The organism is Sorangium sp. So ce362 (genome assembly GCF_051519845.1).
In the GTDB taxonomy this organism is placed as follows: Bacteria; Myxococcota_A; Polyangia; order Polyangiales; family Polyangiaceae; genus Sorangium.
In genome coordinates, this window is record NZ_CP150332.1 from 6,772,920 (window position 1) to 6,795,919 (window position 23,000).

18 protein-coding genes are annotated in these 23,000 nt (G+C 69.6%); 9 read left to right on the forward strand and 9 right to left on the reverse strand.

The features are described from left to right. Positions 1–67: 67 nt before the first annotated feature. The 6 genes from tssM to WMF17_RS25815 form a co-directional block, all read right to left on the reverse strand. Positions 68–3,778, reverse strand: a complete 3,711-nt coding sequence (gene tssM, locus WMF17_RS25790) for a type VI secretion system membrane subunit TssM (RefSeq protein WP_437643797.1) — start codon at positions 3,776–3,778, stop codon at positions 68–70. A gap of 42 nt (positions 3,779–3,820) precedes the next feature. After that, positions 3,821–4,498, reverse strand: coding sequence for a DotU family type IV/VI secretion system protein (locus WMF17_RS25795; RefSeq protein WP_437643799.1), 678 nt, complete (start codon positions 4,496–4,498; stop codon positions 3,821–3,823). Positions 4,499–4,532: 34 nt separating this feature from the next. Then, on the reverse strand, positions 4,533–5,894 hold the full coding sequence (gene tssK, locus WMF17_RS25800) for a type VI secretion system baseplate subunit TssK (protein WP_437643801.1): 1,362 nt from the start codon (positions 5,892–5,894) through the stop codon (positions 4,533–4,535). A 160-nt stretch (positions 5,895–6,054) separates the two neighbouring features. Further along, complete coding sequence (gene tssJ / locus WMF17_RS25805; RefSeq protein WP_437643803.1) at positions 6,055–6,843, reverse strand: type VI secretion system lipoprotein TssJ; 789 nt, start codon at positions 6,841–6,843, stop codon at positions 6,055–6,057. Between the two features lie 390 nt (positions 6,844–7,233). Next, positions 7,234–9,933, reverse strand: a complete 2,700-nt coding sequence (gene tssH / locus WMF17_RS25810; RefSeq protein ID WP_437643805.1) for a type VI secretion system ATPase TssH — start codon at positions 9,931–9,933, stop codon at positions 7,234–7,236. Between the two features lie 37 nt (positions 9,934–9,970). Beyond that, on the reverse strand, positions 9,971–11,827 hold the full coding sequence (locus WMF17_RS25815) for a transglycosylase SLT domain-containing protein (protein WP_437595805.1): 1,857 nt from the start codon (positions 11,825–11,827) through the stop codon (positions 9,971–9,973). A 194-nt stretch (positions 11,828–12,021) separates the two neighbouring features. Between WMF17_RS25815 and WMF17_RS25820 the strand changes: the two genes are divergently transcribed. Continuing rightward, positions 12,022–13,314, forward strand: coding sequence for a type VI secretion system-associated FHA domain protein (locus WMF17_RS25820; RefSeq protein ID WP_437595806.1), 1,293 nt, complete (start codon positions 12,022–12,024; stop codon positions 13,312–13,314). 90 nt (positions 13,315–13,404) lie between these two features. Then, positions 13,405–14,097 (forward strand): hypothetical protein, encoded by a 693-nt coding sequence (locus WMF17_RS25825; RefSeq protein WP_437595807.1) that lies wholly within the window; start codon positions 13,405–13,407, stop codon positions 14,095–14,097. Positions 14,098–14,193: 96 nt separating this feature from the next. On the opposite strand, the gene WMF17_RS25830 is transcribed toward WMF17_RS25825, so the two are convergent. Then, positions 14,194–15,111 (reverse strand): hypothetical protein, encoded by a 918-nt coding sequence (locus tag WMF17_RS25830; protein WP_437595808.1) that lies wholly within the window; start codon positions 15,109–15,111, stop codon positions 14,194–14,196. After that, positions 15,108–15,257 (reverse strand): hypothetical protein, encoded by a 150-nt coding sequence (locus tag WMF17_RS25835; protein WP_437595809.1) that lies wholly within the window; start codon positions 15,255–15,257, stop codon positions 15,108–15,110. Before WMF17_RS25835 ends, WMF17_RS25830 begins: the two co-directional genes overlap by 4 nt. Before the next feature lie 376 nt (positions 15,258–15,633). Here WMF17_RS25835 and WMF17_RS25840 point away from each other — a divergent pair, with 376 nt between their 5' ends. The 5 genes from WMF17_RS25840 to tssG all read left to right on the forward strand — a co-directional run bounded on the left by WMF17_RS25840 (position 15,634) and on the right by tssG (position 20,179). Then, the gene (locus WMF17_RS25840; RefSeq protein ID WP_437595810.1) at positions 15,634–16,143 is read left to right on the forward strand and encodes an Hcp family type VI secretion system effector; all 510 of its coding nucleotides are present in this window, start codon (positions 15,634–15,636) and stop codon (positions 16,141–16,143) included. A gap of 143 nt (positions 16,144–16,286) precedes the next feature. Continuing rightward, the gene (tssD, locus tag WMF17_RS25845; RefSeq protein ID WP_437595812.1) at positions 16,287–16,772 is read left to right on the forward strand and encodes a type VI secretion system tube protein TssD; all 486 of its coding nucleotides are present in this window, start codon (positions 16,287–16,289) and stop codon (positions 16,770–16,772) included. Positions 16,773–16,819: 47 nt separating this feature from the next. Further along, positions 16,820–17,242, forward strand: a complete 423-nt coding sequence (gene tssE / locus WMF17_RS25850) for a type VI secretion system baseplate subunit TssE (RefSeq protein ID WP_437595813.1) — start codon at positions 16,820–16,822, stop codon at positions 17,240–17,242. A 34-nt stretch (positions 17,243–17,276) separates the two neighbouring features. Then, on the forward strand, positions 17,277–19,085 hold the full coding sequence (gene tssF / locus WMF17_RS25855) for a type VI secretion system baseplate subunit TssF (RefSeq protein ID WP_437595814.1): 1,809 nt from the start codon (positions 17,277–17,279) through the stop codon (positions 19,083–19,085). After that, positions 19,049–20,179: a type VI secretion system baseplate subunit TssG gene (tssG, locus tag WMF17_RS25860; RefSeq protein ID WP_437595815.1), complete on the forward strand. Its 1,131-nt coding sequence runs from the start codon at positions 19,049–19,051 to the stop codon at positions 20,177–20,179. The genes tssF and tssG overlap by 37 nt, the downstream gene beginning before the upstream one ends. 92 nt (positions 20,180–20,271) lie before the next feature. Here the strand turns inward: tssG and WMF17_RS25865 are convergent, their stop codons facing one another. After that, entirely contained in the window at positions 20,272–20,979 is a 708-nt protein-coding gene (locus WMF17_RS25865; protein ID WP_437643807.1) for a hypothetical protein, read from the reverse strand. A gap of 147 nt (positions 20,980–21,126) precedes the next feature. Here WMF17_RS25865 and WMF17_RS25870 point away from each other — a divergent pair, with 147 nt between their 5' ends. Together WMF17_RS25870 and WMF17_RS25875 are read left to right on the forward strand one after the other, a co-directional pair. After that, positions 21,127–21,834, forward strand: a complete 708-nt coding sequence (locus WMF17_RS25870) for a hypothetical protein (protein WP_437595817.1) — start codon at positions 21,127–21,129, stop codon at positions 21,832–21,834. 81 nt (positions 21,835–21,915) lie between these two features. Next, positions 21,916–22,962, forward strand: coding sequence for a hypothetical protein (locus WMF17_RS25875; protein ID WP_437595818.1), 1,047 nt, complete (start codon positions 21,916–21,918; stop codon positions 22,960–22,962). The last annotated feature ends 38 nt before the right edge of the window (positions 22,963–23,000 follow it).

Here is a 23,000-nt window from a genome sequence, read left to right on the forward strand (position 1 = left end):
GACGACGGATCGAGGCTCAACCCCGGCGATCCCCCGTCCCCCCCCGCTCACGCCGTCGCTGCTCGGCTCACCCTTTCCCGAAGCGATCACCGATGCTGGCCGGGCAGTTGGTCGCCCTGAAGAAGCTCATCGGGAACGGATGGTTCCCTCGGGTCGGCCGGATCTCCATGGTGACGGTCACTGGCGGAGCGGTCATCTGCCAGGTCACCGTGAAGAGCGCGTCGTTGTCTCTCTGTGCGGTCGTGGTCCCGGCCTCGAACAGCCGGAAGATCCCCCACGGCCCTTCGCGCACGAGCTCCTCGTCGAGCCCGCCTGCCCCGCGCACCTGGATCCGCGCGCCCTTCGCGCCTTCCCCTGGCCAGTTGAAGGTGTGCCAGAACTCCTTCTCGTTGCGATAGAGCCTCTTCTGGCCGTCGACCTCGAAGACCACCTCGCTCACGATGGGGCTGACCGTCTTCATGTTGATGTGGAAGACGACCTTGGGCTCCGCGCCCCCGCTGCTCCCGAACAGCGCGTCGGAGATCTCGTCCGAGCGCCTCAGGCAGTTGTACAGGTTCGCGTTGAACGGCGTGAACGGCTTCGCTGCCTGCGGCTGCCCCGACAGGTGCGACTTCGGGAAGTACTCGTGCCCGACCTGGTAGTGGAAGCCCTTGAGGTACGTCTCGTAAAAGCCCCAGAGCACCCCCTCCTTCGGCTTGAAGAAGGCCATCGCGTCCTCGAGCGAGGCGTCGCGTGAGGAGGCGAGGTTGAACGGGTAGCGGTCCTTGATCTTGTCGCGGTAGTGCGGCCAGACCTCGACCTCCCAGATCCCGCTCGCCGCGCCGCCGGCGCGCCGCACGACCGCCTTGTACGCCTGCCGCAGTGGATTCATGAGGAGCGGCTCCATCAGCCGCTGCCCGGTCTGGTCCATCGAGAGCAGGAGCCCCTGGGTCTCCTTCACCGCGTCCTGGAACGCCTCGGTGGCCCGCGAGGTGTCCGTGTCCGGCGGCCCGTCCTCGACGACGCTCATCTCGCCTGCGAGCCGCTCGAGGTGGCCGATGTACGGGTTGAGCTTGGGCGCGGGCGGCGGCTGCCCTTCGGGCGCGGGCGGAGGCACGCCGAAGCTCGCCATCGACTCGAACTTGTCGGGCACCGGATCGTAGTGCTCGCGCCGGTTGCTCCCCGGGAGGATCTGGTCGAGCCGCGCGCCCGTCCGCTGATCGACCTTCTGCTGGATGATGTTCTTGGCCTGGTCGATCAGCCCGCCGTCCGCGGTCAGCGCGCTCGGCTTCTCTTCCTTGAACTGCGTCTCGTTCGACAGGCGCTGGAGCAGCCGCCGGTAGGGCCAGTCGGGCGTGGAGAGGACCCGGAACTCGTGGATCGCTTCACGGTTCGTCCTCGGGATGTCGACCTGGATGTCGCGGAAGAACGCCTCCCACTGCGAGATGTACGCGTTGTCGTAGTCCTGCCGGACGCGGTCGAGCTCCTTCTGGATCTGGTCGCCCGTCCGCTTCTCGTCGCTCGACAGGGGGAGCACCCAGAGCTCGCGCTCGAGCTCCTTCCTCCCCTCCTTGAGCGACTCGATCACCTGCGCGTGCCCCTTGGCCGTGTAGGGCCCCTGCACCTCGAACCAGGTCCCGGCCCGGTTCTTCTGGGCGCTGTGGATGACGGTCAGCACCTCGGGCCGGTCCGCGAACATCTCGTTCAGGGACACCGGCGGGTACTTCAGGTTCTCGGGCGTGTTCGGCCCCGACTCGTCGTACTTCTGGTCGATCAGCCGCGTCACGAACTGGTCGTAGTAGCGCTTCGTCGGGTCGACCCGGAGCAGGTCGGCGCGCGCCCTGGCGATGAGGGGCTCGTTCAGCTCCTCGGCCTCGAGCTTCTTGCGCTTCACGAGGTCGATGTAATAGGCGACGTGCGGCGTGAGCCGCTCCTTGAGGTCGCTCTCGGGCAGATCGGTGAGGGGCTTCAGGATGTCGGCCCAGACCTGGACGAGCCGGCCGGTCTGCCACCTCGCCGCCTGCTCATCCATGTGGTCCTGGTAGTCCTTGCCGAGCAGGAGGTAGCTCCGCAGGGCGTTGTAGCCGTCGAGGAAATCCCCGTCGCGCACCCGCTCCAGCTTCGCCTCGAGCTGCGCCTTCGCCGGGCCCACGAACCCCTGCTTCAGGCTCTTGATGTACTGCCCCATCGTCGGGGGAAAGAGCTTGTCCCCCTGGAACATGAACCAGCCGTGGTCGAGGGGCGTGTTCTCGACGTACCGATCGAGCAGCCCCACGTGCCCCTGCAGCCGGTCGAGCTTGTCGATGTTCGCGGGCACGTTCGGCGGCGTGCCGCTCCGCCCGGACCAGTCCACGAACGCGATCTCGTCCGAGATGCGCCTCGTCTCGGCGACGAGCGCCTTGTTGTTGAAGTACGAGATCAGCGCCGGGAGCAGGAACAGGAGGGCGACGAGCGCCGCCGCCGCCGCCACGAGGATCCGCTGCAAACGGCGCCGCCGCAGCTCGGCCTCGGTGCGCGCCGCGAGATCCTGATCGGGGAAGACGACGCCGGTGAAGACGTCGTGCAGGAAGAAGCTCTTCGACTCCTTCGGGAGCGCGGCCTCCTCCTCGTCCTCGCCGAGCGCCGTGCGCAGCCCGAACGCCCGCCCCATCGCCCCGACGACGCGGTCGAGCGGCCGCCCCTCCTGGACGCCGCTCGTGAAGTAGAACCCGCGCAGGATCGGCGCCGGCGCCGCGCCGGCCCCGGGCGCGAACGCCGCCCCGATGAAGTCCGCCAGGTTGCGCTTCACCGCCGCGAACTCGAGCGGGAACTGGTAGCTCTTCTCCTTCACGTCGCGGTTCCGCTCGCCGATGAGCCGCTTCGTCAGGCGCGAGTGGAGCCGCTCGACGAGCACGTCGAACTCGCGATCGAAGATCTTCCCGGGCTCGGACTTGTTCTCGTCGAGGCGCACGGTCGCGCCCCAGGGCTGGGCGCGCTCGCTCTTCTTCAGGTCGCCGAAGTACTCGGTGAAGCCCGCCACCAGGTCGGTCTTCGTGAAGAGCACGTAGACCGGCAGGATCATGTGCAGCGTCTGCTGCATCTCGTCGATGCGCGCGCGGATCTTCTTGCCGGTCTGGTCGATCTGGTCGTCGCTCGCGTCGAGCAGCTCGCTCATGCTCACCGCGACGATGATCCCGTTCAGCGGCTTGTGCTCGCGGTACTGGAGCAGCAGCTCGAGGAACGCCATCCACTCGTCGTGGTCGTCGCTCTCGGTCGTGTACCGGCCGGCGGTGTCGAGGAGGATCGCCTCGTTCGTGAACCACCACTCGCAGTTCCTCGTGCCGCCGACGCCGCGCACGCCCGTGCGCTCGGGGTCGATGTACGGGAACACGAGCCCCGAGTGCCGGAGCGCGGTGGTCTTGCCGGCGCCGGGCGGGCCGACCATCACGTACCAGGGCAGGACGTAGAGCGCGTCAGCGCCCCGCTTGCCCCCGCCGAGCTTCGAGGTCTTGAGCGCGGCGATGCCCTCCTGCATCTGCCGGTTCAGCTCCTGGATCTCCGCGCGCCGCTCCGGCTTCGCGTTGATGACCTGCTCCTGCGCCTGCTGCGCGATCGCCTTCTCGAGCGCCCGCGCCGCCCGCGCGGCCCGGATACGCCGGTAGATCGCGAGCCCCACGAGCAGCGCGAGGACGGCCACCGTCGCCGCGATCGGGATCTCGATCGGCAACGCCTCGGCCCCCTCCCCTGCCGCGGGGCGCAGCATGAACCACACTCCCCACACGGCGGTGAGGAACAGGGCGCTCAGGATCCACAGCCACATCGGAAGTCTCCCTCGGAAACAGCAGAGGACGGGCGGAGCCGCCTAGGTCCCTGTACTGATCAGCTTCTTGATCTGGTCGGCCACGCCCTCCGCGTCCGAGGCCACGACGAGCCGGAGCACGATGACCACGAGGACGGCCAGCACGAGCAGGCCGAGCGCGATCGCCAGGAAGGGCAGCTCGCGGCGCACCGCGCCGGCGCCCCCGTCCTTGCGCTCCGCGTTCGGCGCGAGGACGTCCCCGCCCCCCTCGGCGACGGCGACGTGGTTGCCCACGCCCTCGATGACCGCGCCGAGGCCCTCCTGCTGCCGGAGACGGTATTTCCCCTGGAAGCCGAGGGCCAAGCACAGGAAGTAGATTTGCGCGACGTGGTTCCTGCCGCGCTGGCCGTAGAGGTTGTCGAGGTTCGTGAAGAACCCGTCGCCGGCCGTGTTCAGCTGGAAGAACTGGAACTGCAGCGGGTTCTGGAGCCACTGCGTCCTGCCGGGCCAGTTCGAGCTGAAGATCACCTCGTCGGCGAAGGCCGCGAGCGCGAACTTCGCGTCGATCATGTCCTGCTCGGGGATGCGGGCCTCCCGCCCGTTCTGCATCATCGTGTCGAACAGGCCGAGGACGCGCCGCTGGAGGATGTCCGGCGCCGGAAGGTCGCGCGAGTTCCTGAGCTGCAGGATCAGCGACAGCACGTCGGAGCAAACAAAGTACATCGTCTGCGAGAGGCTCATGGGCTCCTCACCCCGAAGGGACGGCCTGGCACGGTCACTTCGCCGCCGGGACCGCGATCAACCGGAGGTCGACCTTCTGCGGTTCGATCGGCTGGTAGATGGCGATCGTGCCAGAGCCGAGGATGTCGTTCCAGTAATCGCCAGTCTGGTTGACGCGGAGGTAGACGAGCCCCGGCCTGACCGGGATGGCGCCCGGCGGCCGGTACTCGATGGCGACGTTCACGCCGGGCGTCGCGGAGTGCAAGATGTGCCCGATCTGCGTCCACGAGCCGATCTTGAGCAGGCGCGGGAGCCGCTCGCGCAGCGTGCCCTCGTCCGCCCCCTTCGCCTCGAGGAACATCTCGTGGCTGCGCGGCAGCTTCGGGTCCTCGAACCTGCCGAGGTACATGCCGTCCTCGCGCTTCTCCAGCGGCACGATGACGAACTGATCCGTGGCGATCCCGCTGATGAGCGTGACCGCCCGGTCGAACATCGGGTCGAAGACGCCCTCCAGCTCGAGGTAGTTGAACTTCGGGAGCGTCGTCGGGTCGCTGTCGGCCGCCGAGAAGGTGCAGAGCTCGCCGATGAGCGAGCCGAGGACGACGAAGCACTGCTCCGGGTGCGCGCCGCCGTGATCGACGAGGTGCGACACGACCGGGATGTACGAGTTCACGGTGTGGAGCAGCCAGAACTTCGTGAGGTCGGAGGCCTGGAAGTCGACCGAGGCCGCGGTGCGCATGCGCCGCCCCTCGACGAGCGACTTCTGCTTGCCGACCAGGGCCGAGAGCACCCGCCGGAGGCCGGACATCATGTGATCGGACGTGTTGATGCGGAGGACCGACGGGATGAAGCTCTTCCGGAGGACGATTGCGCCGGAGCGGTCGCGGACGAGCTGCGCGACGCGCACGGTCTGGTAGGCGTCGCGCGGCTCGGTGCCGAAGATGAGCCGCAGGTTGGTGCGCGCCCAGGTGACCGACGTGTCGTTGCGCCCGGAGTTCACGTCCGGCACCGTCGTCTGGGCCGCCACGAAGCGCTGGGCCGGCCCCACCTTCGCCGGGTCGAGGCTGATGTTCGCGGCGGTCTCGCGCAGGTTCGGGATGCCGAGGTAGACGTCGAGCGCCTCCAGCGCGGCCGGGAAGGCGCCCTCGAGCGGCCGCGCCTCGACCTGGTCCTCGCCGCGATCGCCGATGAAGAACGGCGTCCCGTCGGGGAAGATGCCGTGGCATTTGACCACCTTGAACTGCCCGGAGGAGAGCGCGCGCTCATCGAACTGCGCGGCCGAGATGCCCCAGTCGTAGCCCACGACCGCGTGGAGGCGCGCGTGGAGCAGCGTCTCGTGGTACTGGTCCGACTGCTGCAGATGCTGAGGGGTCATGAAGAGCCCCTCGGTCCAGACAGGCTTACGCGGGTGGATCATGTCGCCCGTCCACTTCTACCAGATGTGCTGCGCAGCGCGGCGCGAAAGCTGGACGCGCGCGCGGAGCCATGACGCCGCGCGCGTCCAGCTTTCGCGCCGCGCGCGTGTCCTGCGACCACGCGAGCACAGCATCGAGGACGATCGGGGCGCGCCATGACCGCTACTTCCCCCGAGCGGCTGGCGCCTCCGGCGCGGCCACCTTCTTCGGCAGGCTGAGCCGGCGGACGGCGCTCGCGTTGGGGAACATCGACTCGTCGAACTCGACCCCGTTGTCGATCTTTGTCGAGTCGATGAAGAACGCGACCCGCGGGTCGGCCACGGGCGGCCCCGCGTCGGTCTCGCGCCCGCCGCACTGGGCCTCTCCGGGCGGGAGCGGGAACTCGTAGAACGTCTTCCAGCTGCTGCCCTTCGGGCTGTGGAACAGGGCGGCGCCGACGAGGTGGCTCGCGTCCGGCAGGCGCTCGAACTTCACCTCGACGAGGTCGTTCGGGAAGACCTCGACCTCGTCGACCTTGGCGAGGTCGTCCTCGAGCGTCTCCTTGTCCCGGAGCAGGATCTGATCGTACGTCGCGTTCTCCATGCGCGCGCTGCTCTTCAGCTGGTAGAGCCGCACGACGACGGGCCTCGGGTTCCCGTTCTCGTTGGGGTTGATGTTGTCGGACGCGTAGATCGACAGCGTCACGATCTGCACGTCGCACGGCTCGGGGGCCGCGGGTGGCGGCGCGGCGGACGTGCAGCCCGAGAGCGCGGCCGGCAGGGCGACGCCGAGCGACGCGGCGAGCAAGGCTGCGGCGGCGCCGGCGGCGACGCGGCCCGCGCGCGATCTGGCGGGAGACGGCGGCGAGCGGCGGGATCCGGCCGGGCACGCCGTCCGCTCCCGTGAGGGGTGGGGCGAGCGCGGATCCCCGGCCGCCGCCGAAGCCTGGAGGAGCGTTTCGAGCGCGACCATGCCTCAGGGTTGTATGCGGAGTCGCGGCGGCCGTGCAACTTTCGGAGCAACCGTGGCGGATTGCGGTGCTGTCAAGGCACGGGAACCGGAGGCTTCATGGCCCGCGCCGCGCCCGAGGCCGCGCACGCCCGTCTACCCGCCCTGCCGTCCGCTTCCCGGGACGGTGCACACTCGCGCATGCCGCAACCCGAAAAAGGGAGCGCAGGAGGCCGCCGAGGCTTGCGCAGGAGGCCGCCGAGTCTGCGCAGGCGACGTTCGATTGCAACGCAGGACACCAACATGGGCGCGCAGGAGGGGCGCCGGGGCTGCGCCTCTGTGGTTCACAAACTCTCTCTCTCGCGGCCTTTCGAGGCACCTCCCGAGCTGGCAGCGATCCGCGGCCGGCGTCGTTCAGTCCGAGAACGCGACCGTGAAGTTCTTCTCGGCGTCGACCCCGATCTGGAGCCGCTTGGGGAGCGCCCCCTCCGCCATCTTCTCCAGCACGGCGACCGAGAGCTGCGGCAGGAGCGACGCCCGGAGGATGTGATCGATGTTGCGCGCCCCCGTGTCGACCTCGGTGCAGCGCGCCGCGATCGTCTCGACGAGCGCGTCCGAGTACGACGCCTCGATCCGCTGGCTCTTGCGCAGGCGGTCGACGAGCGCGTCGAGCTTGAGCCGCGTGATCTCGCCGAGCGCGTCGGGCGAGATCGGCAGGTACGGCACCGTCGTCATGCGGGCGAGCAACGCCGGCTTGAAATGCGCGGAGAGCGTCGGCTTGATGGCCTCGACGATCTCCTTGATGAACCCGCCGTCCGCGTCGAGCTGCCGCGCCGGGTCCTCCTCGCGCGCCGCGATCGTCATGTTCGTGATCTTGTCGGTCGCGAGGTTGCTCGTCAGGATGATGACCGTGTTCTTGAAGTCGACGAGCCGCCCCTCGCCGTCGCTGAGCATGCCCTTGTCGAACACCTGGTAGAACAGGTTCAGCACGTCGGGATCGGCCTTCTCGACCTCGTCGAGGAGCACGACCGTGTAGGGCCGCTGGCGCACGGCCTCGGTGAGCATGCCGCCCTCGCCGTAGCCGACGTAGCCGGGGGGCGAGCCGATGAGCCGGGAGACGGTGTGCTTCTCCTGGAACTCGGACATGTTGATGACCGTCATCATCCGCTCGCCGCCGAACATGAGGTCGGCGATCCCGAGCGCGGTCTCCGTCTTGCCGACGCCGCTCGGCCCGACGAGCAGGAACACGCCCTGCGGCGTGCTCAGCGGCTTCAGGCCCGCCCGCGCGCTCCGGAGCTCCTTGGAGATGGTCACGATGCCGTTCGTCTGCCCCTTGATCCGCCGGGTCAGCCGGCCCTCCATCTCGAGGAGCGCCTTCACGTCGTCCTGGACCATCTTGCCGACGGGGATGCCCGTCCACGCCGCCACGACGCTCGCGACCATGGCCTCGTCGACGTCCGGCCGGATCAGCGGCACCTCGCCCTGGCTCTGCTTGAGCTCGTCGAGGGCCTTCACCACCTCGCGGCGCTCGGCGTCCCGCTCCTCGCTCGTCTTCGCCTCGTCCATCTTCTTGCGGGCGTCGATGACCCGCTGCGTGCCGGCCGTCTCCTTCGCGTAGGCGGCGCGCACCGTCTCGAGCTCGGTCTTCGCCTTGACGAGCCTGTCCTTCAGCTGGGCGACCCGCTCGCCGTCGACGTGCACGCCCTTGTCCCGGTCGCGCTCGAGCGCCGCGAGCTCGGCCTCGGTGTTCACGATGAGGATCTCGGCGTCCTCGACCGCGGCGGGGCGCTGCTGCAGCGCGACCTTCACCCGGGCCGAGCAGGTGTCGAGCAGGTCGACCGCCTTGTCCGGCAGCTGCCTGCCGGTCAGATAGCGCGCCGAGAGCCGCACGGCGGCGGTCACCGCCTCGTCCTGGATGACGACGTTGTGGGCCTGCTCGAACTTCGGCCGGAGCCCGCGGAGCATCACGACGGCCGCCGGCTCGCTCGGCTCGTCGACCTTGACGGGCTGGAAGCGCCGCTCCAGCGCCGCGTCCTTCTCGATGTACTTCTTGTATTCGCTCCACGTCGTGGCCGCGATCGTCCGGAGCTCGCCGCGGGCGAGCGCTGGCTTGAGCAGGTTGGCCGCGTCGCCGCCGCCCTGCTGGCCGCCCGCGCCGATCAGCGTGTGCGCCTCGTCGATGAAGAGGATGATCGGCTTCGACGACCCCTTCACCTCGGCGATCACCTGCTTCATCCGGTTCTCGAACTCGCCCTTCACGCCGGCGCCTGCCTGGAGCAGCCCCATGTCGAGCCCGAGGATGTCGACCCCTTGCAGGAGCGGCGGCACCTTCGGGTTCTCCGGCGTGCTCTCGACGATGAGCAGCGCGAGCCCCTCGACGAGCGCCGTCTTCCCGACGCCCGCGTCGCCGACGATGATCGGGTTATTCTTGCGCCGCCGCGCGAGGATGTCGATCACCTGCCGGATCTCCCGCTCGCGGCCGAAGATCGGATCGATCTGCCCCGCGCGCGCCTTCCCCGTGTAGTCGACGCAGAACTTCGCCAGGGCCGAGTCGGCTCCGGCGCTCGCCATCCCTGCCGGCAGCTTCCCCGCCCCGGGCGCGCCCGCGGACGCCGCGGCGGCCTCGGCCTCTTCCTTCGAGCCGGAGACGATCTTGGAGAGGTTGGTCTTGAGATCGTCTTTCGAGATGCCCTCGAGGTAAGCGCCGATGCCGCTCACCGAGTACCGGGTCGGCTGCTGGACGAGGCGCTGGAAGAGCACGCCGCTCCGCACCCGCTGGTAGCCGTACTCCATGGATCCGACGAGATACGCGTCCTGCATCCACTCGAGCATCGTCGGCGAGAGCACTGGCCTCCCGGCGTTGCCCTTCCTCAGCTCTTCCAGGCTGCGCTGGAGCGCGGCGCGGAGGTGCGACGGGTCGAGATCATAGTGGGATACGAGAAACGCGATGTCGGAGTTCGCGTCGTCGAGCAGCGCGAGGAGCAGGTGCTCGAGCGTGACCTCGTAGTGGCGCGCGTTGACACACTGGCCAATCGCCGCCTCGAGGGCAGAGGTGCAGTTCTTTGTGAGTCGCTTGACGATGGCCTTGGTGTCGACGAGCTGCATGCGAGGCATGCTAACCGAGGCGCGCCCTCGTCCGGAAGCGCCGTCGTCAGCCTCGCCCCTTGGGCTTCTTCGCCGCGGCCTCGGGGGCGCGGCCCTCGGCTCCGCCGGCCTCCCGCGCGAGCGGCTTGGCTCCGCCGCGGGCCGCCTCACCGCGCGGCGCCGCGCCACCCGATGCCGGCGCCGCGGCGTCTTGGGCCTTGTTGTCCGTTGCCTGCGCGACGAGCGCCTCGCTCGAGGCGATGCGGTCCACCATGTCGGGCCGTATTCGCAGCTTCAACAGGGCGCCGACGCGGAGCTTCTGGTCCGGATCGATCCTGTTATCTCGCGCGACATCCTCGACGTCTATGACGAATTGCCGCGCCACGCCGATCAGCGTATCGCCGGGCCCGACGCGGTAGAGCATCACCTCACGCGCAGGCCTCGCCGCCAGGCCGCGCGCGGGCTGCGATCGCGGCGGGGCGTACTGCGCGTCGTCGTCGGACGGGCCCTCCGCGTCGCCGTCGAGCGAGGCGACGGGGTCGCGCATCGAGCGCCGCTTGCTGATCCCGGGTCGGTCGTCGTCGTCCACCGTGTCCACCGCCCGCTTCCGCTTGGGCTTCGGGAGGAGCGAGAGCAGGCTCCCGTCCTCGCGGCCCCCCCGCCGCGGCCTGAAGTCGCGTCCGCCGAGCAGGTCGACCGGATCGAGGACCGACGCGTCGTCCGGGGCGAGCTGCTCCGCGGAGAGCATCGCGGGCAGGGCCGCCTGCGCCCGCGCGAGCGTATCGGGCGGGAGCATCACGATGAAGTCTCCCCGCCCCGGCGGCACGCGCTCACCGAGGATGTCGGGGTTCAGCGTCCGGAGCGTCGACGTCGCGACGCCCGCCGCCTTCGCCAGCGTCTTGAGCGGCGTCCCCGGGGGCGCCGCGATCTCGGCGGCGTCGACCGGCCGGTTCACCTCGACCTGATCGAACCCGAACCGCTCCAGGTTGTTCGCCACGATCGCCGCCGCCCCGATCTTCGGCACGTAGGCGGCCGTCTCCGAGGGGATCGCCTCCTGGCGTGCCAGCTCGTTGAAGTCGGACGTGCCGTACCGATCGATGCGGTCGAGCAGCTGCTCATAGCCCATGTTGTAGGCCGCGAGCGCGAGGTCCCAGCTGTTGAAGCGCATGTAGAGATCGCGCAGGTGGTGGGCCGCGGCCTGCGTGGCGAGGCGCGGGTTCTTCCGCTGGTCGAGGTGCCGCGTCTTCTGGAGCCCGTAGACCTCCCCGGTGGCGGGCATGAACTGCCAGAGCCCCACGGCGCCCGCCGGCGATTTCGCCCTCGGGTCGAAGCCGCTCTCGATCATGGCGACCCAGATGAGATCTTCCGGCAGCCGCCTGTCCCTGAGCTCGGCCTGGATCATCTCCTGGTACCGCCCGCTCCGCTTCAGCCACGTCTCGAACATGTGCCGCCCGCGGTCGGTGCGCGTGAAGAAGCGGACGTACTTGAGGGTGCGGCGCGACACGGCGAGCCGGAGGTCCGGCAGCTGCAGCTTCGAGAGCGCCTCGGCGCCGGCCGAGTCGAGGTCGTCCACGTCGTCGGAGGTGCGGCCCTCGGCGGAGAACGTGCGCGGCGGCTGCGAGAAGCTCGGCCGATCCAGCTCGCAGGCGGCGCCCTCCCGCGCCTCGCGCCCGGCGACGTCGCGCAGCCGGACGAGCTCCCGCGACTCCCCCCCAGGCGGCAGCGCCGGCGCGGCGAGCCCGCGCGCCGGCGGCGCGTACGGCCCCGGCGCGGCGGCCACCGGCACGGCGGCCAGGGCCGTGATCGGCGCCGCGGTCTGCGCTCCGCCCAGCTGGTAGGTCGACACCGCGGAATGGACCGACGAGATCGCCGCCTGGGGCGCCGCCATCCCGACCCCGTAGCCGAACGCCAGGGCCGAGACCATGGGAGGGATCTTATGGACGAGGCTCATATGTGGTTTAAGGTCGCACCATGTAGGCAAACAGGTCAAGAAAGCGACCGGCCCGCTGGAGCCGTGCGCTGCGGGCTCTCGGGTGGACCGCGCATCGAGGGGCCACCTGGTGCGGATGGGGCGTCAGGCACTCCCGTGCGGCGGAGAGGGTCTGCTAGTCTGCCCCCATGCCGGCGGCGCTCTCGGCCCGCGTGTCCGACACCCAGGCCAACCAAAGCTTCGACGTTTCGTTCGAGCGCTTCCCTGTCCGGATCGGCAGGAACCAGCTGAACGACCTTCACATCGACCGGCCGTACATCTCCCAGTTCCATGCGGCGGTGGACGTCCGCGATCGCCGGATCCTCGTCCGCGACCTCGGCTCGACCAACGGGACGATGTTCGCCGGGCACCGGCTGGCGCGCGACACCTCGGTGGACGTGAGCAGCCAGCCGGAGATCACGATCGGCCCGATCCAGATCCGGCTCGCGATCATCGAGGCGCCGCTGAAGTCGGAGAGCCCGAACGACGGCACGCTGCTCGGCACGGGCGGCGAGAACCTCAACGCGCTGCTCAACCCGCAGAAGCGCGCCGCTCACGGCGGCGAGGACCCGTACCTGCGTCAGGTGGTCCCGTACCTGGAGGCGTACCGGACCGCGTGGGCGGCGGTCTACCGGATGATCTGGGATCACCTCGCGCGCCTCCCGCCCGACGCGCGCCAGAGCTACCTGCGCCGGCTGGGCGAGGAGCACCCGAGCGTCCTTGGGGAGCGGGACTTCCAGAAGATCGCCCAGTACTACGGCGTCGACTACCGCACGCTCGGCGAGCTGGCGCCGGCGAACGCCGCGTTCACGGCGCTCTCCGAGCTGGCGGGGGCCCTCGCGCCCGGCACGAAGGCGCCGGACGACGTGGCGGGCATCGTCAACTTCGCGCGGCGGCTCCGCGACACGATGGAGGTCTTCCTGAAGTGCTTCGTGAGCTTGCGCGACGGCTACCAGGAGTTCGAGGCCGAGGTGCTGGCCCGCGATCGCTCTGCGGAGACGGACAAGGTCGCGAACGCGCAGGACGCGAAGGAGCTCGGCACCGTCCTGCTCACGCCGGTCGGGGGTCCGGACGCCGCGCGGCACCTCCACGAGATCTTCGTCGACGTCATGAGCCACCAGCTCGCGCTCCTGAACGGCGTGATGGGGGGCGTGAGGTCGCTGCTCGTGAAGCTCGCGCCGAAGACGCTCGAAGAGAAGCTCGAGCGCGATGGCAAGAAAGGCGGGCTGTTCTCCAGCAAGTACGAGGAGCTCTGGAAGCTCTACGAGCGCCGCCACGGCGACTATTCGGGGGAGGACAAGGAGACGTTTCGGGAAATATTTGGCGAGCAGTTCTCTCGGGCGTACGCTGCGACCGCCGCAGAGGACGATGGGTCATCCGGCGAGTCGGGAGGCAGGAGCATCGTCCGCTTCCCCGTCTCTGGGAATCCGAACAAACGGTAGCGCCCCTCAACGGCTGGGCTTCGCGCGGTGCGCCGCGCATCGGGCTCGCCGATCTCCGCCGGTGGCGCGGCCGAACGCGAGGCGCGGTTCATGCGAATCAGGGAGAAAGTCGTAGCAGCAGGTTGTCTGGCGGTCGCCGCGTGCGTCCTCGCCCCGGGCGAGGCGGCCGCGCAGACGAGGGTCGAACGCGATAAAGGCTGGGCCACGGTCTCGGACGTGGGCCTCGTGCTGGGCTCCTCGGTCGTCTTCCTGATGCCGCGCGTTTATTACAGCGATCCGGAGTCCACGGTCGGCTGGAAGGGGCGCTGGCATTTCTCGGTCCTGGCGCCCGCCATGACGATGACCGCGCTGACGCTGCTCGTGGATCTGCCGATCAAGGACGCGATCGAGTCGACCCGCCCCGGCTGCGGGATCGAGGCGACGAAGACGGCCCTGGCCGACTCGGGCTGCGAGTCCTTCGGCGGCCCGTCGACGCACGCGTTCGCCTCGTGGGGGGCGACGGGCGCGGGCACCGGCATCTTCGTTGTCGACACGTTCCGTTACTCGTCTGGCCGCTTCAATGCCGGCGGCTTCATCGGCCATGTCGCCGTCCCCCTGACGGCCTCGGTCGTGACCACGATCGCCCGCGGCGTCGCCACGGACGGCACGCGGCCGCACGAGAACGCCGGTCAGATCGCGATCGGCGGCGTCACCGGCTTCCTGAGCGGCCTCGCCGTCGGCACCGCGTACGCGATGTTCCAGCCCCCGAACTGCGGTTACGGCAACGCGCTGTTCTGCTGGTAGCCACACGCTCGCCGGCGAGCGTCCCTCGCCGGCGAGCCCCCCGCCCGCCCCCTCTCCGGCCCCCCGGCGCTCCCCTCTCCGGCCGCCGCTGCAGCGCTAGTCCTGTCCGACGACGCGCTCCCAGAGCGGATCATTCGACGAGAAGATCGTATCCCGCTCCACCCGGAGGAAGCGCTGGAATTCGACACGGCGGAGCTCGCGGTCGCTGTCGCGGTTGCTGTCGTCGTACTTCACGATCTTCACGCGCACCTGCTCGAGCAGCTGGATGCCGTTCGGTTTGTAGGAGACGTCTGTGCGCAGCACGTAGCGCGCGTAGAGCCCGCGCTCCGTGACGGAGGGGACCACCGCGGTCCGCTCCAGGTCGACGGAGGCGGCCTCGATCAGCCGCCCCCGGCGCGCCAGGTAGAAGTGGGCCCGTTGCCGGCAGTCGTCGGGATCCGGGCAGCTCTTCGTCTCGGCGACGACGAGGTTGTCGTTGCCGAGGCGTACCGGGGACAGCTTCGTCCCCTTCGCGGGCGCGCGAAAGCTGCCGACACCATAGACGTCCGCCCGGTCGCCCGATGCGCGCACGAGCGCGACGAGGCCGCCCTCGTCGCCGTTCTCGAACGTGAGGACACGCACCCAGATGGCGCGCAGCCCTTCCGGCCCGGAGCGGACCTCGACCTCGTCCGGGTCGAGCTTGCGTGGCCAGCCGGACCTGGAGATGCCGCCGCGCAGCGTCTCGTTGGCGAATACGTAGTGGCCGGTGCAGTCGACGTCGGTCGGCCCGAGCCCGCGCTCCTCGCTGTAGCCGGGGACGACGACCCCCAGCCACTGGTCGGGATCGAGGGTTCGGACGGCCGCCTTGTCGCCAGCCGCGCGCCGCGCGGGCGGGAGCTGGGTCGTGCATACCGGAATCGGGTTCTGCTTGCGTGTCTGCAGCTCACCGTGCGGCTGCTCGGGGTACGATCCGCAGCCCGCGAGGGTGGCGGCGAGCCCCAGGCCGACGACGTAGCCGAAACGAACGATGCTCACGCGTCCTTCGTACCATGCAAGGCCTCGCCGAGGCGAGTTCGCGACCTAACGCTCTGGCCGGCCCCGTTGGCCGGCCAGCCCGGTTGGCCGGCCAGCACGTTGGCCGGCCAGGCCACCTCGTTCTCCATGTCGGCGGTCTTGCTCACGCCGGGATCGAGCCGCCGGGCCGCGCATCGTCACGTCGCCCACAACATCCACAACGCGCATGACACACCTGCGCCGCCTTATCGAAGCGATGGCCGATGGCCCGGCGACGGAATATTGCGCACCTCAGGAACTGAGGTGCGGGACCGGAAGACGGACCAGAAAGCCCGCGCTGCCCTGGGACACAAAAGTCTTGACGCTCCCATATAGGGAGTTACCTTCTGGGCTCCCTGCGATGAACAGGGATAGAGATACGGTGAGAGTCTTATCTCTAGGCATCTAGACTCCTACTCCCGACGGGACGAACCGTCTGCCAGCGCGCAATGGGGCGTAGACTGAGCCCAGGCGGCGAGACCTCGAAGGAAGAGGCATTTGATCATGGCGTTGCAAGCTCATCTCAAGTTGAAGGGTGTTACTCAGGGCGCCATCGACGGCTCGGTCACCCAGAAGGGTCGCGAGAAGACCATCGCAATCATCGCGGTGCAGCACACGGTCGTGAGCCCGCGTGACCCGGCGACCGGGATGCCCAGCGGGAAGCGCCAGCACAAGCCCTTCGTGATCACGAAGGAGCTCGACAAGGCAACCCCCCTTATTTACAACGCCCTGGTCAACAACGAGAGCATCTCGGAGTGGGAGCTCAAGTTCTACACGCCGGGCACCGCGGCGTCGAAGAACGTCGGCAAGGAGCAGAACCACTACACGGTCAGGCTCACGAACGCGACGGTCGCCAGCGTGGACTTCCACATGGAGAACACCCGCCGCCCCGACGCCAGGGAGATCCCCGAGTACGAGAAGGTCTCCTTCACGTACCAGAAGATCGAGTGGTCGTACGACGACGGCGACGGCGCCCGCCAGGCGGACGACGACTGGGAGTCGCCGAACCAGTAGCCCCTAGCTCCTAGCTTCGGGTCTCGTCGCGCCGGGCGGCCTTCGGGTCGCCCGGTCGCGTTTGTCGTCCTGGAGTCGAGCTGGCCGGGAAGTCGCTCGAATTCAGGCATGGCGATACTGCGTCCTACGATCAGAATGTTGGCATGCCCCTCAACGCCTACCTCAGACTCGTCGGCGAAAGACAGGGCGAAGTCAGGGGTTCCGTCACCCAGAAGGGGCGAGAAGGTAGCATTCTGGTCACCGAGGTATTCCACTCGCTGGTGGGACCTCGCGACCCGGTGACCGGGCGCCCGACCGGCAAGCGGATGCACAAGCCCTTCATCGTCACGAAGGACCTCGATCGATCGACCCCGCTCCTCCTCAGCATGCTCAGCCACAACGAGGGCATCCCCCGCTGGGAGCTCCAGTTCTACCGGTCGGCAGCGATCGGCGTCGAGAAGCCGGTCTTCACGGTCCAGCTCACGAACGCGAACATCTCGAGCATCCAGTTCCACATGCTCAACGTGAGGAACCCGTCGCTAGCGCGCGTGCCCGAGCAGGAGGAGGTCGCGTTCACGTACCAGAAGGTCCTCTGGCTCTGGAACGACGGGGGCATCTCGGCGGCGGACGACTGGCTCACCCCGCGCTGAAACACCGGACTTCCGCTCGAGGCGCGAGCTGAGCTACGATCCGCCCCGTGGCCGGCGCATCGCTCCTTACCCGAATCATGCACGCGGCCGACCCGCACTCGACGGAGCGGCACACCTACCGGGATCACGACCTCGAGTCGGCCATCCTGACGCACCTCGGGCACATGCTGAACACCCGCCAGGGCAGCTCGCTGACCTGCCCGGACTACGGCCTGATGGAGGTGTCCGAGGTGCTGCACGAGTTCCCCGAGGCGATCGGCCTGGTGCAGCGCTCGCTCAAGAACTGCATCCAGGCCTACGAGCCGCGGCTGAAGAACGTCCAGGTCCGGCACCTGCGCAGCGACTCGCTGCTGCAGTCGATGGTCCTCGAGTTCGAGATCACCGCGCAGATCCAGTTCCCCGACGGCCGGCGCCAGGCGCTCCGGCTCGGCGCTGCGGTCGACCAGAGCGGCAACGTCCGGATGACGTAGCTTCTGTCCTGCGGCCGGGCTCACGGCGGTTGACATGCTTCGGCCCCGGCGGTCGACTGGCGGTGGCGAGAGGATGTTCAACAAGTACTACCAGGACGAGCTCACCTACCTGAGGGATCTGGGGCGGGAGTTCGCCGCCGCCTACCCCGGGATCGCGCCCATGCTCGCCGAGCGCGGCGGCGACCCCGACGTCGAGCGCCTGCTCGAGGGCGTCGCCTTCCTGACGGGCAAGATCCGCCAGAAGCTCGACGACGAGCTCCCCGAGGTGATCCACTCGGTCGCGTCGCTGCTCTTTCCGCACTACCTCCGTCAGATCCCGGCCACCTCGATCATCGAGTTCACGCCGCTCCCGAACGTCGTGCGCGAGAAGCTCGTCGTGGCCCGGCACGCGGAGGTCGGGTCGGTGCCGGTCGACGGCGTCTCGTGCCGGTTCCGCACGACCCAGGACGTCGAGCTCGTCCCGCTCGCGGTGGAGGACGTGCGCGTCGACACGGGCGCGCAGCTCGCGCAGACGCTCCGCATCGAGCTCCGCCTCACCGGCGGGGCCGCGCTCTCGGGCCTGTCGCTCTCCTCGCTCCGCTTCTACATCCACGGCGAGCGCAGGCTCCAGGACGACCTCCGCCTCTGGGTCGGCGCGCACGTCGATACCGTCGCGCTCGCCGCGGTGGACGCCGCCGGTCGCGACACGACGATCGCGTCGCTCCCGGCGCGCGCCGTGCGGCTCACCGGCTTCACCGATGAGGAGGCGCTGATCCCGTACCCGAAGACGGTCTACCCGGGCTTCCGGCTCCTGCAGGAGTTCTTCACGCTCCCGCAGAAGTTCGCGTTCTTCGAGGTGACCGGCCTCCAGGCGCTCTCGACGGAGCGGATCTCCGACAGGTTCGCGATCCTGCTGCAGTTCAAGGACGGGCTCCCGCCGGGGACCCGGGTCGGCAGGGAGAACCTCCGGCTGTTCTGCTCGCCGGTCGTGAACCTGTTCGAGCACACGAGCGATCCGATCAAGCCCGAGGCCACAAAGCACGAGTACCTCTGCCGCCCGGCGGGCGCGACGCCCGCGGCCTTCGAGATCCACAGCATCGACAAGGTCGTCGGGATCGCCAGGCGCACGAGCCAGCGCGTCGAGATCCCCTCGTTCTTCAGCTTCCAGCACGAGCTCGATCCGGAGGCCGCCGCGCGGACGATCTTCTACCAGGCGCACCTCCGCCCGGCCGCGATCGGCGACGGGATCGACATGTACCTGTCGTTCGGCTCCCCGCAGGACGCGGGGGCGCTCCCCGAGTTCGACGTGATCAGCATCGAGGCGACGAGCACGAACCGCCGCCTGCCGGCGCAGCTGAAGCTCGGCGATCTGCGCGTGCCGACGGCGACCTCCCCCGCGGTCGCGAGCTTCACCAACCTCACCGGCGTCACCGCGCCGCTCCCGCCGCCGATCGGGCGCGAGCTGCAGTGGCGCGTGCTGGCCCACATGGCGATGAGCTACCGCTCGATCACCGAGCTCGAGGTGCTCCGGGCGACCGTCGATCTCTACAATTTCCAGGCGATCGTCGACCGCCAGGCCGCGCGCGCGAGCCAGCTCCGCCTGGCCGCGATCAAGTCGATCCGGGTGCGGCCGACCGATCGGCTGTACCGAGGCGCGCCGGTCCGCGGCGTCGCGGTCGACATCGAGCTCGACGAGGGCGGGTTCGTCGGCGAGGGGGAGATGTACCTGTTCGCGAGCATCCTGAACGAGATCCTCGGGTCCTACGTCTCGTTGAACTCGTTCACGCAGCTGACGGTCACCGGCACGAACACACGCGTGGTGCACAAATGGGACCCGAAGAGCGGCAGCCTGACGCTGATCTGAGGGCAGCGCCGAGGGGCGCCGCGACCGCCGACCCCGTCGCGCTGGCGACGCTGCGGGGCTTCGCGGAGGCCGCGCCGCGCTTCTCGTACTACCGCCTCGTCTACCTGCTCGAGCGGCTCTTCCCCGCCGCGCCGCCGGTGGGCCAGCTCGGGCCCGTGCAGGACGAGCGCATCCGGCTGCGCGGCGACCCGTCCCTCATCTTCGCGTCGAGCGACGTGAGCGAGCTCGCGGTGGTCAAGTCCCCGGACGCGATCCAGCGGGCGCGCGTCTCGACCACGTTCCTCGGCCTGTACGGCTCGGTGTCGCCGCTGCCGGCGTACTTCATCGAGCAGATCGCGCTGGCCGACTACCAGGGCGGGCCGCAGCCGATCCGCGAGCTCCTCGACGTCTTCCACCACCGGCTCCTGTCGCTGCTCTACCGCGCGTGGACCAAGTACCGGCTGCCCGTCACGTACCGCAAGCAGGGCGCCGATCCGTTCTCGCGCCGGATGCTCTGCGCGGTCGGGCTCGACGGGTTCCGCGACTACGGGACCCCGCTCGATCGCTTCTTCTTCCTCCGCTACGCGCCGATCCTCGCCTCGAAGTCGCGCTCGGCGCGGAACCTCGAGACGGTGCTGTCCGAGATGCTCGGGCAGATCGACGTGCGGATCGAGCAGTTCGTCGGCCACTGGACGAAGATCGAGAAGCCGTTCAGGAACAAGCTCGGCGTGATGAACCATCAGCTCGGCGAGAGCCTGACCCTGGGGCGCTACGTGTTCGACGGCTCCGGCCGCTACAAGGTCGTGCTCGGCCCGGTCGGCTACGACGAGTACCTCTCGTTCTTGCCCGGCGGCCGGCGTCAGGAGCTCGTCCGCGGCATCATCGAGACGTTCACGCCGGGCATCCACGACGTGATGCTCGAGATCCACGTGGACACGGAGGAGGCGCCCCGGTTCCAGCTCGGCTCACCGCGCGCCGCGACGCTCAAGCGCACCGCGTGGATCGGAGGATCTGCGGCGGAGCGGCTCGTGATCACGATCCCCCTCGACGACAAGCACCTCGCCGGCGGCGACGATGAGGACGATGAGGATCGGGGCGAGCCCCCGCCGATGTGAGCGAGGCGGGCGGCGCCGCGGCGGCCTCTCGGGATCGAGGCGGGTGGCGACGGCCCTGGCGCGGCGGGCGCCGGTCAGGGCGCGGCGGGCGCTCAGTACACCGTGAGGCTCTGCAGCGCGGCCGTGATCTCGTCGGCGTTCGCGTCGATGTTCTCGTGGTGCACGATCTGCACGAGCAGGACGCGGCGGGAGCTCCGGACGAGGATCTCGTGGGCGAAGGCCTCGGAGACGGGCTTCGAGGGGATCTTCGCCTTGACGAGGTAGCTGCGCCCCTGCGTGTTCGCGGTCGCCACGGGCGCGCGGCCGGAGAGGATCTCCGCGCCTTGCTCGTCGAGGTCGGCCTCGTAGCGCTTGAGCACGTCGGGCCACGGGTCCTCGGGGCTGTCGATGCGCTCGTAGATCGAGAACAGGAACTGGCGCGGCGACTGGTACGTGATGAAGCGGCGCTCGGGCGTGTAGTCGGCGCCGCCGACGTTCCAGTCCATCGGGCGGCTGATGCGGACGTCGCCGTTCATGAGGCCCACGCCGATCCGGCGCGGCACCCGCTCGGTGGCCGGGGCGTCGAGCGGCGGGAAGTGCACCTCGAAGCTCGAGTCCTTGCTCAGGAGCCCGCTGGCGCCGTGGAGATAGAAGACATCGTCCTGCCTGGGGGCGGTGGGCGACCCGCCGCAGCCGGCGAGCAGCGCGATCGCGGCCGCGGCGGCGCAGGCCGCTCCGGCGCGCCCAGCTGCGGCCGCGGGCCGACGCCGGGCGCGGAGGGCGGAGACGTGCGCGAGCATCGGCATTCCGAGGTGCCTCATCGGGCCAACTCTAGGCCAGCGGGGGCGCGCCAGCCAAATGTTCGCAGAGGAGTTTGCCCTCGGGGCGTCCGGCATTGAATGATTGCCCGGCCCGGGCAGCGCTGCGCCCACCGATCGAGGCGGTGCCCCAGGTGCCGCGAGAGAGCCATGTCGAACGAAAGCAAACCGAGCCGCAAGGGCGCGTCCGCCGGAGCACCGGCGGCGAGCGCGCCGAGCCCCCCCTGCAGCATGAGCCCCGACCGCGGGCGTCCGGCGCCGAGCCGCCGCAGGCCCCGACGCCCCGCGCTCGCGGCGACCTTCGCGCTTGCGCTGGGGGCCCCGGCGTGCAGCGGCATCGACGCCGGCGTGGCGTACCCGAACGACCTGCCCGAGGTCGATCGCTACCTCTTGACGCCCGAGAACGGCCCCGAGCCGCCGCTCGCGCTGGGCGAGTTCAAGGTCGGCCCCGAGACGTGCAAGGGCGTCGACACGCACCCGGTCACGCAGAAGCTCGCGCCCGATGACCTCAGCCGCTTCCTGTCGGCGCAGGGCGCCGGGAGCATCGCCCCGAAGCAGGCGAGGTCGAACCTGTACTGGTTCGATTTCCCCGCGAGCGACAAGTCGTTCGTCCGGCTGCGGCTCGCGGTGCTCGAGGACGCGAAGCACGCGACGCAGGATCTCCACGACGCGGTGTTGCAGCACGGGCCGGGCTGGTGGGGCGTCCGCCGCTCGAACCTGGCCGTGCTCGCGCCGAAGGCCAGCCTGCGGGAGGCGATGGCGTTCGCCATCAAGTACAAGCTCGTCTGCTGGGGGGTGTTCACGTACGCGGGCAACGACGACGCGTACGTGGTCCCCGGGCCCTACACCGAGCTGTGAGCCGAGCCGGCCGCGCGCGGCCGGTCGGGTCGACCTCTGCGAAGCTGGCCCACGTGCGGGGAGAACGCGTAGACTGCGCCCATGCGCCGTCACGTCTTGCTCGCCGCCGCCGCCGTCGCTCCGATCCTCGCCGTGACCGCAGCCGTCTCTGTGCCAGGTTGCGGCGAGGAGTTCGAGAACGTCTGCGCGTTTCTCAAGGATCCGGACAGTTGTTACCGGACGTTCCACGTCGAGACCGACGCCCGGTGCGCGGTGCCGCGCGAGGGGGACGCGCCGACAGGCAGATTCGCCAGCCGGGAGACTCTCGACGTCTGCTTCCTGACCAGCGGCGGTCAGGTCGTCTTCGATCCGCCGCTCGATCTCGCGGCGTTCCCTCCGAAGAGCCTCACGTTCAAGCGCCTCGACGCCCAGGCGCAGGAATGTGGCTCATTCACGTTCTCGGGGGACTTCAACTATTCGGTCTCGATTGCCTGCAACCAGGACGACGTGGACGCCGGCATCGCGAGCTGCCCTGACGCCGGTCCCGCGGAGGACGGAACGGTCGCGGTGCGCGGGACGGTAGCCGCCACGACACCTGAGGGCCGCGACACGCTCGACGTGAGCTGCGCAGACGGCACGTCACACCACTTCAATCGGATCGACGCCGAAAGGAAGTGCCCGGAATACGCGCAGCTGCTTCCGAGGGCAGTGCTCAGGACGAGCCTGGGCAACCAACCGCCTCCGAACGCCGGCCCGGCGGCCCCAGACGGCTTTGAGGGCTTCATCTCCTTCAGCGTCCATTACCCGCCGCGCGGTGCTACCCCGAATGCCGAGGGGGAGCTTGACGCGGACACCGCGGCTGAGGTGGTGGAGTATTTCTACTGCGAGTTCCCGCCACCTCCGGCGCTCTGCTTCAACGGCATCAAGGACGGCCCGGAGACGGACATCGACTGTGGCGGAACGCTCTGCGAAGGGCGGTGCGGTGATGGCCAGGCGTGCGTCGACGAAAGTGACTGCGCCGAGGAGCTGGAGTGCCGCCTCGTGGACGGCTTCTCCAAGTGCAAGGCCCCGGAGCCGGAGGACGGCGGCGCGGGCGGCGCAGGCGGCGCGGGCGGCGCAGGCGGCGCAGGCGGCGCGGGCGGACAGTAAGCTCCGCAGGACCGGGACCTGTCACGCAGCGTCCCGCC

What these genes read in the sequence shown, in the direction of transcription:
- tssM (WP_437643797.1), bottom strand. Translation starts at nt 3,778, where the DNA reads ATGTGGCTGTGGATCCTGAGCGCCCTGTTCCTCACCGCCGTGTGGGGA.
- WMF17_RS25795 (WP_437643799.1), bottom strand. Translation starts at nt 4,498, where the DNA reads ATGAGCCTCTCGCAGACGATGTACTTTGTTTGCTCCGACGTGCTGTCG.
- tssK (WP_437643801.1), bottom strand. Translation starts at nt 5,894, where the DNA reads ATGATCCACCCGCGTAAGCCTGTCTGGACCGAGGGGCTCTTCATGACC.
- tssJ (WP_437643803.1), bottom strand. Translation starts at nt 6,843, where the DNA reads ATGGTCGCGCTCGAAACGCTCCTCCAGGCTTCGGCGGCGGCCGGGGAT.
- tssH (WP_437643805.1), bottom strand. Translation starts at nt 9,933, where the DNA reads ATGCCTCGCATGCAGCTCGTCGACACCAAGGCCATCGTCAAGCGACTC.
- WMF17_RS25815 (WP_437595805.1), bottom strand. Translation starts at nt 11,827, where the DNA reads ATGGTCTCGGCCCTGGCGTTCGGCTACGGGGTCGGGATGGCGGCGCCC.
- WMF17_RS25820 (WP_437595806.1), top strand. Translation starts at nt 12,022, where the DNA reads ATGCCGGCGGCGCTCTCGGCCCGCGTGTCCGACACCCAGGCCAACCAA.
- WMF17_RS25825 (WP_437595807.1), top strand. Translation starts at nt 13,405, where the DNA reads ATGCGAATCAGGGAGAAAGTCGTAGCAGCAGGTTGTCTGGCGGTCGCC.
- WMF17_RS25840 (WP_437595810.1), top strand. Translation starts at nt 15,634, where the DNA reads ATGGCGTTGCAAGCTCATCTCAAGTTGAAGGGTGTTACTCAGGGCGCC.
- tssD (WP_437595812.1), top strand. Translation starts at nt 16,287, where the DNA reads ATGCCCCTCAACGCCTACCTCAGACTCGTCGGCGAAAGACAGGGCGAA.
- tssF (WP_437595814.1), top strand. Translation starts at nt 17,277, where the DNA reads ATGCTTCGGCCCCGGCGGTCGACTGGCGGTGGCGAGAGGATGTTCAAC.
- tssG (WP_437595815.1), top strand. Translation starts at nt 19,049, where the DNA reads ATGGGACCCGAAGAGCGGCAGCCTGACGCTGATCTGAGGGCAGCGCCG.
- WMF17_RS25865 (WP_437643807.1), bottom strand. Translation starts at nt 20,979, where the DNA reads ATGAGGCACCTCGGAATGCCGATGCTCGCGCACGTCTCCGCCCTCCGC.
- WMF17_RS25870 (WP_437595817.1), top strand. Translation starts at nt 21,127, where the DNA reads ATGTCGAACGAAAGCAAACCGAGCCGCAAGGGCGCGTCCGCCGGAGCA.
- WMF17_RS25875 (WP_437595818.1), top strand. Translation starts at nt 21,916, where the DNA reads ATGCGCCGTCACGTCTTGCTCGCCGCCGCCGCCGTCGCTCCGATCCTC.